Genomic DNA, 15619 nt, shown 5'->3' with positions numbered 1-15619 from the left:
GATATGTCATAATCGTTCGGGGGCGGTCAGCGGTTGTTTACCGCCCCTTTTTTCTTCTTAATCATTTCAAAAATGGAAGTACAAGACAATAACATACGCAAATTACAGGTAGTAAAATTCGAGGTCAAAAAAGGTCAGACCTACGAGTTTAACGGCAATACCAAAACGGAACACGACCGTATTAAAGGTATTTTCTTACGCCTATCCAACCAACAGGCATTACCCGGTGCCACACTTAGGGTTTGGATTGATGATACAGAAATAATCCCCGATGATACCGAGGTGGCATTGCTTCACCACAACGATGATATGAGTATTAAGGACGTGGCTTTCCCTGTTGATGAAAAAGCCAAGAACAGTCCTGTACGTGTCATTTACAAAGACGACAGCGAGAACCTGGCTGTTAATGAAAGCTACAATGTTCGTGTGTATCTGCTTGCCGAGGTAGAGAAAAAGAAATAACGCTAAAATCTCCCGACAATGAAACGAGCTATTCAAAAATATTTCACTAGAGCAATTGCTATTACAAGCGAGTTCCATGTGGCAATTAAAAATAAAAATTAATCACATGAAACGATATTTTGTAATTACAAAAACCTCAGTTGGCAACAAACACATCAACGAACAGGACTTGCTCCCTGCTTCCTGTAAACTGATTACAGGCATTGCAATAAACGCCCTGGTTAAAAAGGAATCGGAATTGGAAGATGTAACACAGGATTTAGCTTTTCCACAAGCTTTAATATCCGATTTGTTACTGACCGATGGCATTACCAACCTGTTCTATTCATACCTTCGCACAAGGGCAAGCGAAGCGGAAAGCAAAGACTTTTTTGAAAGTGATATTCTTCCGGCAATTGTTGATATTTTAAGCAATAATATCAAATTTACTTGCCTTGATGCAGAGCAGCAAAGCAACTTGAATAACAGCATTGCAGAGCTTTTCAATACACAGTTTGCCGATTATCTCTACAATGAAGTGGGCTTGTTTGAAAAAGGTCAAACCATTACAAGCCTTGAATTTGCTGACTTGGTAGCACAGGAAACATTAACCTTTGCTTATCTGCATAAATCCGATGTTTTTCTTCGTCCTGTTAAAGCTTACAAACAGCCGGAACCTTATGAATGTGGCAACATCAGCCTATTAGTAAACGGCAATAGTTTTCTATTGCGTGATTACATGCTTACCGCCAACAGAAAGGTAAAGCATTTAAGCAAAGAGGTTATCCCATTTCACGAGCCTTTAGAGGTAAACAGCAATATCCATACGGTTTTCAAAAGCAATAAGAACAGCGGAGACAATACGCTAACCATTAGAATCTACATTGAATATGAACACGAGTGAGTTATTACATACCATCGCAAAAGACCGTGTTTCAGGGATGCGAACCATTGACAGCTACCAATTAAAACCAACGGTGATAATGGTAACGGGTTCGGATATTTCGCTGGACCTGAAAAACGACATGTGGATTCTAAACACTAAAGGTCTGCCAAGCTCCATTGATGAAATGGAACTTATTAGCAGTGATAATGTGTTTACCGCTACACCCGAAGAATACGACTTTATGGATGAATACCGCTACCAGGTATTCACCGATTACATAGACATCAAAACCCAAGCGGAAAACTTTAAGCCTTACCGATTGGAGTTTGTGAAGGTTATTCCCCACCGAAACCCACAAAGTGGGAGTTAATAAAAAAGTACGACTATGTTGGATTACAGAGAGCAAATACAAAGCATATACGAGTTTATAAAGCGTTCGGAGGACGAACAAAAGTACCCTTACGCTTACGAAATATACCTGGTTACCGCAGCACAGGAAACGGCACTCACTTCAAGAACCTCCGGAACGGACAAGTTTAACCGTGATATTGAAAGTGCCATTGAAAAAGCAAAACAGTCTCATGGTTCACTTAGGGTTGATGTGTTTGGAGGTAAAAGCCCCAATGCACGAAGCCTGAACAGCTATACAGTAAATATCAGCAAGCTTTTGAACCCACCCAAAGAACCCATTGAAAGAGCAGAGATACAAACTATTATCCAGGAGGAAATGAAACAGAGCCAAATCCAAAACAACACCAATGGATTGGGTGAACTGGATTCCTTGTTAGGATTATTTTCAGGAGATAACCCTGCCGTAAAATCTAAGCTTGACGGTCTATTTGGGGTATTCAATGCCTTATCTGGCAATAACAAAGAGGTTGAGCGAATCAGCTACCAAAAGCAATTGGATGATTTTAAGTTCGAGACACGCTACAATACTTTAGAAGAAAAGTATGAGCGTTTACGCAATGAAAATGCAGAACTACGAGCTGAAAAAGACCGCTATCAAAACGAAAACAGGGAACTGAAAACCGATAAGACAGACCTTGAAAGCCGTCTTGCCGGGTATGCTCCCAATGAAGTGATGAAGCGTGTTGCCACAGGTGCATTGGTGGGTATCGGTTCACGCTTACTTACCAACAGTCCGAAAACAGCAGAGCTATTAGGGCTATCAGCCGAAGAACTCAAAGGAGCTTTGGGGATGCTTGATGATACTGAGGAAGAATCGGCACAGCTACCTGAAACCAATGTTGAGATTACAGACATCGGTACGGCTAACACACCCGAAGACCGCAAGAAAGCTGAGATTATCAAAAAACTATCCGATGCCCTTATGACATGGGAATTGCAAGATGTAGCCAAGATTGCAAACATCGTTGGCTTATGCCTTGACAAAGCCGAACTGATTAATAAAACCCTCCTGTTCCTGAACCAAGCCGTGAATGGCATTTCAGAACAGGAACCGGGGAACGCAGAGTTTGACAACGAAGATTTAGACAATTAAAAACATACGATTATGAGAAAGTTTAAAGTAGGAATCACCATTGAAGCTGACAGTACTGAGGTCGTTCAGCAAGTAGGAAACCTTTTGCAAAATGCAGTCAACAAGGTTGAGCAACAGGACATGATTAAACTTCTGACCAAGGTTGCCAAGAACCCGAAGATTGTAAAGACCGCATTACGATACATCTAAAAATCTCAGCACCGTGCAACAGTTACCACCAGTAAATAAAGCAACATTAATAGCCAATGGCATTAAATACGGATTGCCCATTTTGGGCGTTGGAATCGGTATTTACGCTGTTCGCAGAATGCTAAAGCGTAATCCCGATGGCACTTCATCAAGAGTCGCTCCATCCATTAAGGAAACGGTTATCGACAGGCAAAACTTGACTATTTCTGCTTCTGATGCTGCTTTGTATGCCAATACGCTGTACGGTGCAATGCTCGACTTTGGCACAGATGAAAAGGTTATTTACTCCACCATTGATAAGATACAGAGCAAGGATGATATGCTTTTGGTGATAAAAGCCTTTGGCATGAAACAGTATTTGTGGGGAACCAGGGCAGCGTTTTTAGGACAGGACTTCAACCTGATTGGCTGGTTCAGACAGGAACTAAGCGAAAGTGAAATTTCCAAAATAAAACCCAAGTTCGATAGTTGGGGAATCCCTCTCTAAACTCTAACAATAAAGCAATGGACAAGAAGAAAAAGATATTATTTATTTCGGGAGGGGTGTTAACCACAGGGGCAATAGTTACCACAATTGTTTTGATTCGCAGACGAAACAAACGCAAACGTGGACTATTGCCTCCTCGTGGTTCAAACGTTTTGACTACCAACAATAACGAACTGCCCTCAAACTTTCAGAATTGGAACGGTGGCAATACCTATCTCTCAAATGCACCCAGAGGTATCCGAAACAACAATCCAGGAAACCTGATTTTTACCAATATCAAATGGAACGGCAAACTGCCCAAAGAGCAAAATAAGGACAGGCGTTTTGAAATGTTTATTGCTCCGGTTTATGGTGTTCGTGCTATGATAAAAGACCTCAAGCACGACATTGAAAAAGGCAAAAACACCGTGCCGTTATTGGTCGAAGAATATGCTCCCCGATTTGAAAACAATACAGACCATTACATCCAAACGGTTTGCAAGGATTTAAAGGTCAGCAAGAGTGCAAAGCTCCTGCCTACAAAAAATACACTCCGCTTATTGGTGCTTTCAATGACAAAGGTTGAGACAGGCGGTAATTACGTCTCCAACCAATTGTTTGAGCAAGCCTACGCAATGATTTAGCAATTAAAAGACTTTAGATATGGGAACGATAAAAATGTTTAGGGGAACAACCCCACCGTTATTGAAAAAAGGCGAATGGGCTTCGGATGGCCAGTACGCTTATTTGGGTATGGAACACGAACAATACAAGGTGTTTCAGGGCGTGTTTGATATGAGTAAAGACCAGCAGATAACAGGTTTTGAATACGATGTTGAACGTAAAGCGATTATTATTCCGTCAGGAACTCCTTTTTCAAAGCTTCAAAGGCTGTTTGATTCCCTGCCCAAAGCATTGAAGTATCACACCAACAAAAGTGCAAGTATCAGCATCATGTTCGAGGATGGTACTTACATCAACGATTTGGGAACGTTCCTGGTCCTTCGTGATTTCTCCTATCAAATCAACATCTGCTCATTGAGCAATAAGGTGGATGGTGTGGTCGGAACATACGTCAAGCCTGTAATTTTCCAAAGTGATAAGGCTATTGAGATTTACAATAGTGCAATCAACTTTGCGGACATTCGTTTTGAATATACTGATGCCGGAAGCGGTGCAATAGCCTTCCTGAACAGTACCACCAACATTGACGATTGCTGTTTTGAAGCGAAGGTCAATCAATCGTGTGTATTTGACAGGGGCTACAACAAGATTGTGTTTTCTGATACCTACTTCAAGATGAACAGGGATATTCAGGACACGATACTTGACAGGGCTTCGGTTGGTTCATTCATCAATATTGCACGTTCAAAGTCCGCTCCGGAATACAGACCAAAAACCATTGTTCAGCAAATCAGCGGAGGTTTGATAATCGCCGGGAATGTTGAAGACTTACTCATATCAGAGAAAAGTCCTGTGTATATGCCCAATGGTGGTATCGAGGTACACGGTGGTTTTGTAACCGACCCTGATGGAAATATCAATATTGCGATTCCAACAAAGCTTTCGCAATTGGAAAACGATATGAACCTGACTTCCAATTTTGAAGAACTGCAAAACAAACCAACAACCATTAGTGCAGAACAGGCAACGGCAATTGAGAACAACAACAAAAAGAGCAGCTATCCACAAGCTGATGCTGAAAAGCTTGCAGGGATTGAAGAAGGTGCTACTGCCGGGGCAGATTGGAATACAAATATTCAAAATAAGCCAACTACCATATCAGTAGAACAGGCAGCAGCTATCGAGGCAAATACGCAAAAGCGTTCCTATTCAGAAGCCGATGAAAACAAGTTAGCAGGAATTGAAGAAAACGCCACCGTTGGAGCTGATTGGGACATGAATGTGCAGAACAAACCTGTAACCATCTCCCCACAACAAGCAGCCGATATTGAAGCCAATAATGCTAAACGCAGTTATCCCCAAGCTGATGAAGATAAACTTTCAGGCATAGAGGAAAATGCAACTATTGGAGCAGATTGGGAAACAAATATTGCCAACAAACCAACTACGATTACAGCGGAACAAGCAACCGCAATCGAGGCAAATACTGCAAAACGTTCTTATCCCGAAGCCGATGAAAACAAATTGGCAGGGATTGAAGAAGGTGCGACTGTTGGAGGTGATTGGGAAACTAACATTCAGAATAAACCTGTTACCATTTCGGTAGAACAGGCAGCAGCTATTGAGGCAAATACCGAAAAAAGAAGCTATCCTCAAGCCGATGAAGATAAGCTTTCAGGCATAGAAGAAAACGCAACTGCCGGAGCTGACTGGGAGACAAATATTGCCAATAAGCCTACCACTATTTCAGAGGAACAGGCTACCGCAATTGAAGCGAATACAGCCAAACGTTCTTATCCCGAAGCGGATGAAACCAAACTTGGAGGAATTGAAGAAGGTGCTACTGTTGGAGCAGATTGGGAAACAAATATTCAAAACAAACCTGTTACGATTTCAGCAGAACAGGCAGCAGCCATTGAAACCAATGCCCAAAAGCGTAGCTACCCACAAGCTGACCAGGACAAACTTTCAGGCATAGAAGAAAATGCAACTGCTGGGGCGGATTGGAATACGAATATTGCCAATAAACCGACCACTATTTCAGAGGAACAAGCGACAGCCATCGAAGCAAACACCGCAAAACGTACTTACCCAGAAGCGGATGAAACCAAGCTTGGAGGAATCGAAGAAGGTGCAACTGTTGGGGCAGACTGGGATACCAATATTCAGAATAAACCGACAACCATATCAGTAGAACAGGCAGCAGGCATTGAAGCCAATAATGCTAAACGCAGTTACCCACAGGCAGATGAAGACAAGCTTTCTGGCATTGAAGAAAATGCCACCGTTGGAGCTGATTGGGATGTCAACTTACAGAACATTCCTGACTTCCTGAAAAAGTTCTTACAGGTGTATGCTGATTCCGGCATTTTCTCAGGAGAAGATTGGGAAACAAAGCTGGCTGAGATACTGAACTTCCAAATCAACTTCATGAAAAACTTCGTGGATGCCGATGTGGATAGCCTTTCGGTAGATGTTGCAGGAAATAACCTGAAGCTCACTTTCAAAGACGAAACAGACAAAACCATTACACTCCAATAATTATGAAAGCATTAGTAATAGCAAGCCTTTTCACGGCATTTATAGCATTGGTAGTTTATCTAACCTCAATCATAGCGGTTCATGGCATCCGCAAATCAATTTCCGATAGTAATTACTTTTTACGCAAACCTTACAAGCTTGTATTTGAGATAGTGATGTGGGTTTGTGGACTGGCCACCATCATAACAGGTCTTTTTATAAAGGAATCTGCCGATTGGTGGGTTATTGGAGGTGGTATCGGAATCTTTTTAGTCGGTGTATTTTCTGACTTCAAGAGAAACCTGTTTATCCGCATTGCTCACTATGTATCTGCAATTGGCGGTTTTGCGCTCCTTGGATTAAGCTATTATTTCAGTTTCGGTAATATCGAATACACCATTATCATTGCTATCTCGGCTTTAATTGCAACAGGCTTTGCCGATAAGCGAATTTGGTGTTTGGAGCTGACAATGGCAGCAGAGATATTTATCGGTCTTTTCTATTTGGCTCACACAATCATGTAGTTCTGGTTTGTTCATGGATAAAAAGGGCTACATATCAAGGATTCGTGAGGATTTAAAAGGCGGACGTAAGCACTCTAAAACCACAATTGAAAGCATTGCCAAAAGCTTCGGGATTGCCAATAAAAACTTGGTGAAAGAATTTACCGAACTGGCAATAATCCTTAACGCAAGAGAGATAGCACACGACAGTTCGCTGACCACTTACGAAAAGTACCTTGATATTGTAGCCCTGTATCAATCACAGGTTAACCTTTCCATGCGAACAAGCATGAGTGTATTGATGCAGCAATATTCCACTCCGGCACCCATTTCGCTCCTGGCATCGAGTTATATCTTAAAATCAGGTAGCTTATCAGGTTACAAGGCTTTTAAGAACATCGTAAAAGGTGGAACTAAAGGTAAAATTGTCGGCAATGCGCACCTTACCAATGATAAAAACGACTTCCCAAAGTATTTAGAGCCATCGGCAGGGAACGGACTTTTAACCATTGCTTTGCCTTATCACTATACCCATGTTAACGAGCTGGACGATGTAAGGCTTGCCAACCTGAAAGAACAACCTTTTGCAAAGGTCAGCTCTTGGGATGCGTTAAAACCTCCGGCAGCTTATGACAGAACTTTTGATGGTATAGTTACGAATCCACCTTTCGGTTCGCTTTCTCAACCTGAACTTTTCGGAAAATTTAAAATCAAACGATTGGAACATGCAATGGCATTAAACGCTTTGCGTTGCATGAAGGATGATGGTAAGGCTGCCATTATCATTGGCGGTCATACCACTTGGGACGAACATGGTCGGGTTACGGCAGGAACTAACCGTATTTTCCTGAATTACCTGTATCACTTTTACAACGTCGAAGATATTATCCCGATTAACGGTAAAAAGCTTTATTCCAGACAAGGAACTTCAATCAATACCCGATTGATTCTGATTGATGGAGCAAAAGCAGTTCCCGATGGAGCAGCTCCACTTAAAAATAAATTGCACAGCACCGTTGTCAATACCCATGAAGAACTTTGGGATAGGGTTGGATTAGGCAACAGCACAAGCCCAAAACCTCAAACCAAAGATGTGAAGGTCATTAAACTTCGTGCTAAAGCCATCCTGATAAAGCAAAAACAGTTGTCGCTTGGTAAACTCCCAACGACAAACCGACCGCTACGCATTTTGGTAGCTTGTGAAGAAAGTCAAACCGTAACAATGGCACTTCGCAGTCAGGGGCATGAAGCTTATAGTTGTGACATTCTTCCAACCACAGGTAATCATCCCGAATGGCACATCCAGGGTGATGTATTGAACCAATTGGATAAAGGTTGGGATATGATGATTGCTTTTCCTCCATGTACATACCTTACAGTATCAGGCAATGCGTGGATGCACGACCCCGAACGTCAAAAAGAACGTAAGAAAGCATTGGCTTTTATCCGCAAACTGATGAAAGCTCCCATTGATAAAATTGCCATTGAAAACCCTATTGGTGTTATCAGTACCGCCATCCGCAAGCCAGACCAAATCATTCAGCCATATTACTTTGGTGATAATGCAAAGAAATCAACTTGCTTGTGGTTAAAGAACTTACCGCTACTTGAACCAACTGATATGCTTGATGAAGACCAACTGGAATACAAGCATTGGTACGACAAGAAGAAAAAACGTTGGAGACGGCAACCGCTTTGGTACTACAAAGCAAGGGATTTAAGCGATGAAGAAAGACGCAGGGTTCGCAGCAAAACCTTTCAGGGGATTGCTGATGCAATGGCTGACCAATGGACGGAGAAACAGCAAGCAAATAATAGAAAAACTGCCTAGCCATGAAGATACTGAACTTATATAGTGGCTTGGGTGGAAACCGCAAATTGTGGAAAGGCGTTAGCGTGACTGCCGTTGAGAATAACGAGCAGATAGCAGCCGTTTACAAAAAACATTTCCCAAATGATAAGATTGTGATTGGTGATGCACATGATTACCTGGTCCGCAATTTTCGTGACTACGATTTTATTTGGAGCAGTCCACCGTGTCAGAGCCACAGCAAGATGATGAGAGCCACACGGCACACCATCAACAAATATCCTGACTTAAAACTCTATGAAGAAATCCTCTTACTCAAATACTTCTTCAAGGGCAATTGGGTAGTTGAAAATGTTGCTCCCTATTATGAGCCACTCATCGAACCTACTGCCAAAATCGGAAGGCATTTGTTTTGGAGCAATTACCACATCGAAACGATTGATATTCCCGGAATCAAAGGCATTTTTTCTGCTACTCCGGAGGAGCTAAAAAAGCAATTGGGTTTCAATTACAAGGGAAACATCTATTACAAAGGCAACCATGACGGAGGTCAAGTTCTACGCAATTGTGTTCACCCGAAGCTTGGACTGCATGTACTCAATCAGGCTAATCAGGGCAAAGCAAAAAGAAAGGCTTTCATTCAGCAGAATCAAATCAAGGCAAGGGCAATTGAATTAAAACAGAAGCAGTATGAAACAAACAATAGCATTTAGTAAAAGCAGCATTACCATAAAGTTTGGTAGCGTTCCACCTAAACATATATCGGCAAGGCTTATTGAATTGGGATTTAAAACGACCAACAACAAAAGCTTTGTTCGTACCAAAAAGCTGGCTCAGAACGAGCATGAGTATTTACAAGGAATGTTCAGTCACAAAGGGCTTGGTATGGCTTATATTCCAACAGCCGAAAAAGGTTTTATCCTGGATACAACAGTTCCCGATTCAATGGGGCACGAAATGCATATCGCAATCCGAAAAGTAAAGAAAAGTATCGGGATGCCTTTGTTTGACTATGTTGCCGAGAAACTAGATTACAGCAACGACCAACTTGTAAAGTCACTTTCATGTGAACAGATTGATGCGGTTTCATTGGCGATTTACAACATTGAAAAACGTGGCCAGGGAATTATTGTTGGCGACCAAACAGGAATCGGTAAAGGTAGAACCGCAGCAGCTTTAATCCGCTACGGTGTTAAAAGTGGTCTGCAACCTGTGTTTTTATCAGAAAAGCCCAATTTATTTACTGACCTGTATCGTGACTTATCGGACATTGGAAGCTCCTCCCTGGTTCCTTTTATCGTGAATACCAAAGAGAGCAAAACCAATGTAAAAGACAAAAGTGGAGAAGTTGTTTATACAGCTCCCGAAAAGCCAACTCAAGACCGTATTATTAAGGGTAAGAAAGTACCCAACAATTACAACTTTGTTTGTGCTACCTATTCGCAGTTCAACCAACCGAAAAAGCCAGCCAAACAAGAGTTTTTAAATGCTGCAAGTAGCGGTAATATCATCATCATGGATGAAGCTCACAATGCTTCGGGCAGTTCCAATACAGGTGAGTTTATGCAGGATGTACTTCGCCAGACTAAAGGCGTTTGTTTCCTGTCTGCCACCTTTGCCAAGCGACCTGATAATATGCCGATTTACGCTCAAAAGACTTCGATGAGCGATGCCAATATGAGCAAAGAGGATTTGGTAGAAGCCATTACCAAAGGCGGTGTAGCATTACAGGAAGTGTTAGCAGCACAATTGGTTTCCGAGGGGCAAATGATAAGGCGTGAACGCTCCTTTGAAGGTGTGGAAGTCAACTACATCGAGCTTAAAGAAAAAGCCCAACAGCAAGCCGAAACAGCCGATAAAATAACTTCAATCATCCGTGATATAATTGGATTTCAGGAGAAGTACATCAATAAACAGGTTGATGAGTTGGATAAGATTGCAGCAGCCGAAAGCAAAGAGGTGGAAACACGCAAAGGAACAGAAAAAGCTGGGGTTGATAATATTCCGTATTTCTCAAAAGTTTTCAATGTCATTAACCAATTACTTTTTAGCCTGAATGCCTCTGATGTTGCCGACCATGCCATAAAGCGGTTAAAAGAAGGTAAGAAACCCATCATTGCCTTTGCTTCAACGATGGGGAGCTTTTTAGAAGGAATGGCAAAACCCGATGATGTGATTAATGGTGATTTTTCTACTGTTTTGGAAAAGGGATTGGATTCAGTTCTCCGCTATACCGAAAAGGATATTGATGGAGAATCACAGGGTAAACAATTCAATATTGCCGACTTATCGGAAGATGCTCAATTGGCTTACTATGATATTATCAGGCGAATCGAACAGGCTTCAACAGGTATCACTATCAGCCCTCTGGACCTTATTATCCAAAAGATAAAAGAAGCCGGCTTTTCAGTTGGTGAAGTAACCGGGCGAAAGCTTTGTGTGCAGTACAATTCCACTAAGGCAAAAAATACAACCGCCTTAGTGATGAGCCGAAAAAAGGAAAACACAGCCGACTTATTCCGTCAGTTCAACGACAATGAGATTGACTGTTTGCTTATCAATCAAAGTGGTTCAACAGGAGCTTCGGCACATGCCATTGTAACGGATAAAGTGCCAGCCGAAAAGGTGAAGCAGCGTGTGATGGTGATACTCCAACCTGAACTGAACATCAACACCGAGATTCAGAAACGTGGACGTATCAACCGCACAGGACAGATAATGAAACCGATTTACGATTACATTATTTCATCCATCCCGGCACAAAAGCGGTTTATGATGATGCTCAAAAAGAAGCTAAAATCATTGGATGCCAATACCACCTCCAACCAAAAGAGTAGTAAATCACAATTGGAATCGGATGACTTTTTGAATAAGTACGGTGACAAAGTGGTTCGCCAATACATGTTGGAGAATGAAGAGCTAAACAAAGCCCTGGATAATCCACTCAAATTTGAAGGAAAAGACAGCGATGAAACGCCATCCGAAGGTGATGCCTCAAAAGTAACAGGGCGTGTGGCTGTTTTATCGGTTAAGGAACAAGAGAAATTCTATCAAGAAGTCATTGAGCGATATAACGATTACATCGAATACCTCAAGCAAGCCGATGAGTACGACCTTGAAGTGGAAGTTCTGAATCTAAAAGCAGAATCACTTGAAAAGAGTGTGGTTATTGCCGGAAAAGGTGGACGTTCGGTGTTTGGTAATGATACTTTTTTGGAAAAATGCGAATGCAACGTACTTAAAAAACCGTACGGTAAAGCTGAACTTGAAAAGCTTATTCAAAAACAACTAAGCGGTAAACACCCCGATAGCATTTCTGAAGAAATAGTTTCATCCCATGAAAAGTGGGTATTAACTAAATTAAATTCAGATTTAAAAGATTTAGAAACCAAATATTTAGAACTACAAGCAGGGATTATCTCCGAAAAGGGGTATCAGAAAATCCCCGTTTTCGATAAGGCTGCCCAACAGGATTATATCGCTGAACGAACCGAAGAAATTCAGGAAGGTAAACAAGCCGAAATTACCAAGACCAAAACACAAAGCGAGAATCGTAAACGCTACCTGAACAACTTTTTCAAGTTCTTCAAAGTCGGTCATGGTTATTTCTATCCGGCAGTCAGTTTTGAAACCGATAGCAGTTCCAACTCCTATTGCATATTTCTTGGTTTTGACATTAATCCTAAACGCAAGAATCCTTATGCTCCGTCATCGGTGAAGCTTCGCTTTGCCATTTCAGACAGCCGTAAATACATCGTTCTCCCTGCATCGGGCGATACCGCTAAAGAGATTGAGCGTGTAATGAGCCGTAGTATGCAGCTTACCACAGGTCAAAAAGAAAGTTTGATAGAGCGTTGGGATGAAGCCATTAAAGACTTTACAGCAGACCGACAAATCCGCTACATCGTTACAGGAAACATACTTCAAGGCTCTGCCGATTTTCCCGGCAAGTTGGTCAGTTTCACTACCCAAGGCAGAGGTGTTCAAAAAGGCATATTAATGTCAGAGGCATGGTCGCCTGACAACAACGATAATAAGGCAGACAATTATGTTGTTGCTCCAATAGCCAAACTGCAAAAGCACATTATGAGCCTTCATAATGGTGCTACCATTGCCACCGAAAACAGGATTACAATAGCCAGGCATTATGATGGCACTTTCAAGGTCATCATGCCGAAAACCAAAACGCATATTCCCATTTATACCGATAAAGAAGTGGTGAAGCTCCTGGTTAATAATCGGGATGGTTTTGAAATGGTATCGGGCAATATGAAGGCTTCGGTTGAAGAAAGCAAAATGCCTAAACTTCTTAATCTGCTTGGTGAGCGGTTCAGTCTTTCGGTAAAAATCCCACGACATTATTACGATGAGTTTTTGGATAAGGGAACAAAGCGAAGCAACTCAACAGATAGCCTTACCAATGAGGCGATGAAGATGTTTGAACAGGACAAAAAGGAATTTCCCAAACGACTGGCCAAACAAAAGCAATCCGTACCCAAAGGCAAGAAAATAAGCATTGACAAGGGCAAGCAATTGACACTTGTAAAGCTTCGGGCAAAGGCAATCCTGATTAAGCAGAAACAGCTTCGGGCAGTTGCCGGGCTTGGTACTCACCCTAAAATCAAGACCATACTATGACCGAAAAGGAGTTTTACAAAAAGTACAAAGCCATCCACAAGGATATTCGCACCAAAGGAAAATCAAAGGATTCCATCTTAGCCAATGGTTTTAAAGAGGGCGTTAATGTCAATGCTTTGCCCATCTATAAAGGTTTTGAGAAAGCAACTGATATTATTGCTACCCGATATAAACCAAGGAAGGGTGACTTCGTTTGGATTCTACCCAAACAAGGCTTCACAGAAGGTCGGAATGGCTACAAAACAAAGCAAGGTTACAAACCAAATCCCAATGATGGATTCTTCATTATCAGCGATGATTGGTCGTTGTATGAAAACTACTGTGCCAACTTAGCAACCCCGAACGATGACCTTGGGGATATTGATACAGAAGTTGAAAAAGCTTTACAGGAAAAGCAAAAGAACCGGGAGTTTAAAGATGCCGGAAAGCGTGTTCATGGTTCCAGGAAAGAACAAGCCATGTACAACAAGCTTATCAGCAGTAGCGATTTAAACAGCATCGAACAAGATGAAGCTACCGCTATTGAGCTAATTAAAAAGGATAAAGTATTTCCAAAGGTTGACCCACAGGCAGAAAAAGAAAATGGAACGGATTCGGGTTGTGCATTTTTGAAAGTAAAGGTTCGTCAGGCATTCCCTGCAAAACCTCATGCCAACACCAAAGAGGCCAGAGAACAATATGTAAAAATGGCGGAGGCTTTTACAAAAGTTCTTACTGATGCGATTTCAATTACGGATTTACAACAACTTGATACCATTGCCAATAATGGTGAGATTGTGGGTAAGCATGATTTTGGAATGATATTCGGCAAAGCTCTTCGTAATATTGTCTTTACCATTAAGGGCTATCGCACCACATCTGCGGTTAAGGAAACCTACATGAAAGCCCATCAATATTCAGGTATCACCAAAGAACAGGTAGCTCCACATGCTAAGAGGTTGAAAGAATACACCGATAAGCGGATTAAACGCCAACAGGATTGCATTGATTCTGCAAAGCAAATTCTTTCTCCTGCCGATATGAAACGCCACAAGCAAAACGACCTGACTTTTCAGGGAGGTATGTTGAGCAGCGTTCGGACTGTGGAGGACTATGTAAGGTATGTTACTCAAGTTTGTACACGGTTTATCAATGATGCAAAAAGAGAATATAACGAGCAAAAAGAACGATTCCCATACAAGGAATTTAAACCGGATTGGAGCTGGGCAGAAACAAAGAAAACAAGCAATTCAAAAAGCAGTAGCAAGCCCAAGATAGAAGCCGTACCGCTATCATACATTAAACGTACAGGCGGTTTATTGATTGAAGAAGCGGATGAAAACACGGTTATCAAGAAGCTTCATTTTAAATCGCTCACATTAGGAAACTACGTGAAAGATGATGAAGCCAGGGAACACATTCGCCACTTTGTTGCAGCCATCGTTGATTTATGCGAAGTTCTTGACATCAACCTATCCATAAACGAAGCCCTGGCTATTGCTTTTGGTGCATTCGGTCGTGGTGGAAAAGCAATGGCTACTTATTACCCAACACGGCAGCTCATCAACCTGACCAAGCGAAACGGTGACGGTTCGGTAGCCCATGAATGGGGACATTTCTTTGACCATTACCTGAACGGTTTGGAATTGTCAACCAAACCGCTTCGTTCTGAAAGCTATCTGAATACCATTATTGAAAGTTTAGGGTACAAAAAGAAGTATTTCATCGGTGGTAATTCTTCGCCAACAAAAGATTGGTTCAAGGATATTTTAAAAACTTCTATAAACAAGGTTGTACCGACATTTCAGGAGAGGCAATCGGTGGTGCATACAAGTATCGTTTCGCTTATCCTAATGCTTCGCTTTGGGTATTATGCTTTAGATGATAAAGCAGTTAGCTACAATGATTTTGACGAGACTAAGAAGCGCCGAACTGACAGCTACCTGTATCACTACTCAAAACTTCAAGGTGCTTATTGGAAAGATATTGCAGAGATGTTTGCCCGAAGCTTTGAATGCTATGTGTACGACAAGCTAAAGGAAAAGAACCGGGTAAATAA

General features: G+C 41.8%; 13 protein-coding genes. All 13 read left to right on the top strand.

What is annotated here, in order from left to right; genetic code table 11:
* The first annotated feature begins 72 nt into the window (after positions 1–72).
* Entirely contained in the window at positions 73–462 is a 390-nt protein-coding gene (locus tag KDU71_RS13710) for a hypothetical protein (RefSeq protein ID WP_212191656.1), read from the top strand.
* A gap of 106 nt (positions 463–568) precedes the next feature.
* Positions 569–1345 carry a hypothetical protein gene (locus tag KDU71_RS13705; protein WP_212191655.1) on the top strand — a complete coding sequence of 259 codons (777 nt, stop codon included), beginning with the start codon at positions 569–571 and terminating at the stop codon, positions 1343–1345.
* The gene (locus KDU71_RS13700) at positions 1332–1697 is read left to right on the top strand and encodes a hypothetical protein (RefSeq protein ID WP_212191654.1); all 366 of its coding nucleotides are present in this window, start codon (positions 1332–1334) and stop codon (positions 1695–1697) included. The genes KDU71_RS13705 and KDU71_RS13700 overlap by 14 nt, the downstream gene beginning before the upstream one ends.
* Positions 1698–1712: 15 nt before the next feature.
* Positions 1713–2831, top strand: coding sequence for a hypothetical protein (locus KDU71_RS13695; RefSeq protein WP_212191653.1), 1119 nt, complete (start codon positions 1713–1715; stop codon positions 2829–2831).
* 12 nt (positions 2832–2843) lie between these two features.
* Positions 2844–3020, top strand: a complete 177-nt coding sequence (locus KDU71_RS13690; RefSeq protein ID WP_170154413.1) for a hypothetical protein — start codon at positions 2844–2846, stop codon at positions 3018–3020.
* 13 nt (positions 3021–3033) lie between these two features.
* Positions 3034–3507: a hypothetical protein gene (locus tag KDU71_RS13685; protein ID WP_212191652.1), complete on the top strand. Its 474-nt coding sequence runs from the start codon at positions 3034–3036 to the stop codon at positions 3505–3507.
* Between the two features lie 17 nt (positions 3508–3524).
* On the top strand, positions 3525–4130 hold the full coding sequence (locus KDU71_RS13680; RefSeq protein ID WP_212191651.1) for a hypothetical protein: 606 nt from the start codon (positions 3525–3527) through the stop codon (positions 4128–4130).
* A gap of 19 nt (positions 4131–4149) precedes the next feature.
* Positions 4150–6651, top strand: coding sequence for a hypothetical protein (locus KDU71_RS13675; RefSeq protein ID WP_212191650.1), 2502 nt, complete (start codon positions 4150–4152; stop codon positions 6649–6651).
* Positions 6652–6653: 2 nt separating this feature from the next.
* Positions 6654–7154: a hypothetical protein gene (locus KDU71_RS13670; protein ID WP_212191649.1), complete on the top strand. Its 501-nt coding sequence runs from the start codon at positions 6654–6656 to the stop codon at positions 7152–7154.
* A 13-nt stretch (positions 7155–7167) separates the two neighbouring features.
* Positions 7168–8964 (top strand): class I SAM-dependent methyltransferase, encoded by a 1797-nt coding sequence (locus KDU71_RS13665; protein ID WP_212191648.1) that lies wholly within the window; start codon positions 7168–7170, stop codon positions 8962–8964.
* A 2-nt stretch (positions 8965–8966) separates the two neighbouring features.
* On the top strand, positions 8967–9656 hold the full coding sequence (locus KDU71_RS13660; protein WP_212191647.1) for a DNA cytosine methyltransferase: 690 nt from the start codon (positions 8967–8969) through the stop codon (positions 9654–9656).
* Positions 9634–13581: a strawberry notch C-terminal domain-containing protein gene (locus KDU71_RS13655; RefSeq protein WP_212191646.1), complete on the top strand. Its 3948-nt coding sequence runs from the start codon at positions 9634–9636 to the stop codon at positions 13579–13581. The genes KDU71_RS13660 and KDU71_RS13655 overlap by 23 nt, the downstream gene beginning before the upstream one ends.
* Positions 13578–15619, top strand: a 2042-nt coding sequence (locus KDU71_RS13650) for an LPD1 domain-containing protein (protein ID WP_212191645.1), incomplete at its 3' end; no start/stop codon positions are given. The genes KDU71_RS13655 and KDU71_RS13650, both read left to right, overlap by 4 nt.

It is taken from the genome of Carboxylicivirga sediminis, from assembly GCF_018156225.1.
Classification (GTDB): Bacteria; Bacteroidota; Bacteroidia; order Bacteroidales; family Marinilabiliaceae; genus Carboxylicivirga; species Carboxylicivirga sediminis.
This window is presented reverse-complemented; position numbering and strand designations above follow the sequence as displayed.

Coding starts and splice junctions, on each gene's coding strand:
- KDU71_RS13690 (WP_170154413.1), top strand. CDS start 2,844: ATGAGAAAGTTTAAAGTAGGAATCACCATTGAAGCTGACAGTACTGAG.
- KDU71_RS13710 (WP_212191656.1), top strand. CDS start 73: ATGGAAGTACAAGACAATAACATACGCAAATTACAGGTAGTAAAATTC.
- KDU71_RS13705 (WP_212191655.1), top strand. CDS start 569: ATGAAACGATATTTTGTAATTACAAAAACCTCAGTTGGCAACAAACAC.
- KDU71_RS13695 (WP_212191653.1), top strand. CDS start 1,713: ATGTTGGATTACAGAGAGCAAATACAAAGCATATACGAGTTTATAAAG.
- KDU71_RS13655 (WP_212191646.1), top strand. CDS start 9,634: ATGAAACAAACAATAGCATTTAGTAAAAGCAGCATTACCATAAAGTTT.
- KDU71_RS13700 (WP_212191654.1), top strand. CDS start 1,332: ATGAACACGAGTGAGTTATTACATACCATCGCAAAAGACCGTGTTTCA.
- KDU71_RS13660 (WP_212191647.1), top strand. CDS start 8,967: ATGAAGATACTGAACTTATATAGTGGCTTGGGTGGAAACCGCAAATTG.
- KDU71_RS13670 (WP_212191649.1), top strand. CDS start 6,654: ATGAAAGCATTAGTAATAGCAAGCCTTTTCACGGCATTTATAGCATTG.
- KDU71_RS13675 (WP_212191650.1), top strand. CDS start 4,150: ATGGGAACGATAAAAATGTTTAGGGGAACAACCCCACCGTTATTGAAA.
- KDU71_RS13680 (WP_212191651.1), top strand. CDS start 3,525: ATGGACAAGAAGAAAAAGATATTATTTATTTCGGGAGGGGTGTTAACC.
- KDU71_RS13665 (WP_212191648.1), top strand. CDS start 7,168: ATGGATAAAAAGGGCTACATATCAAGGATTCGTGAGGATTTAAAAGGC.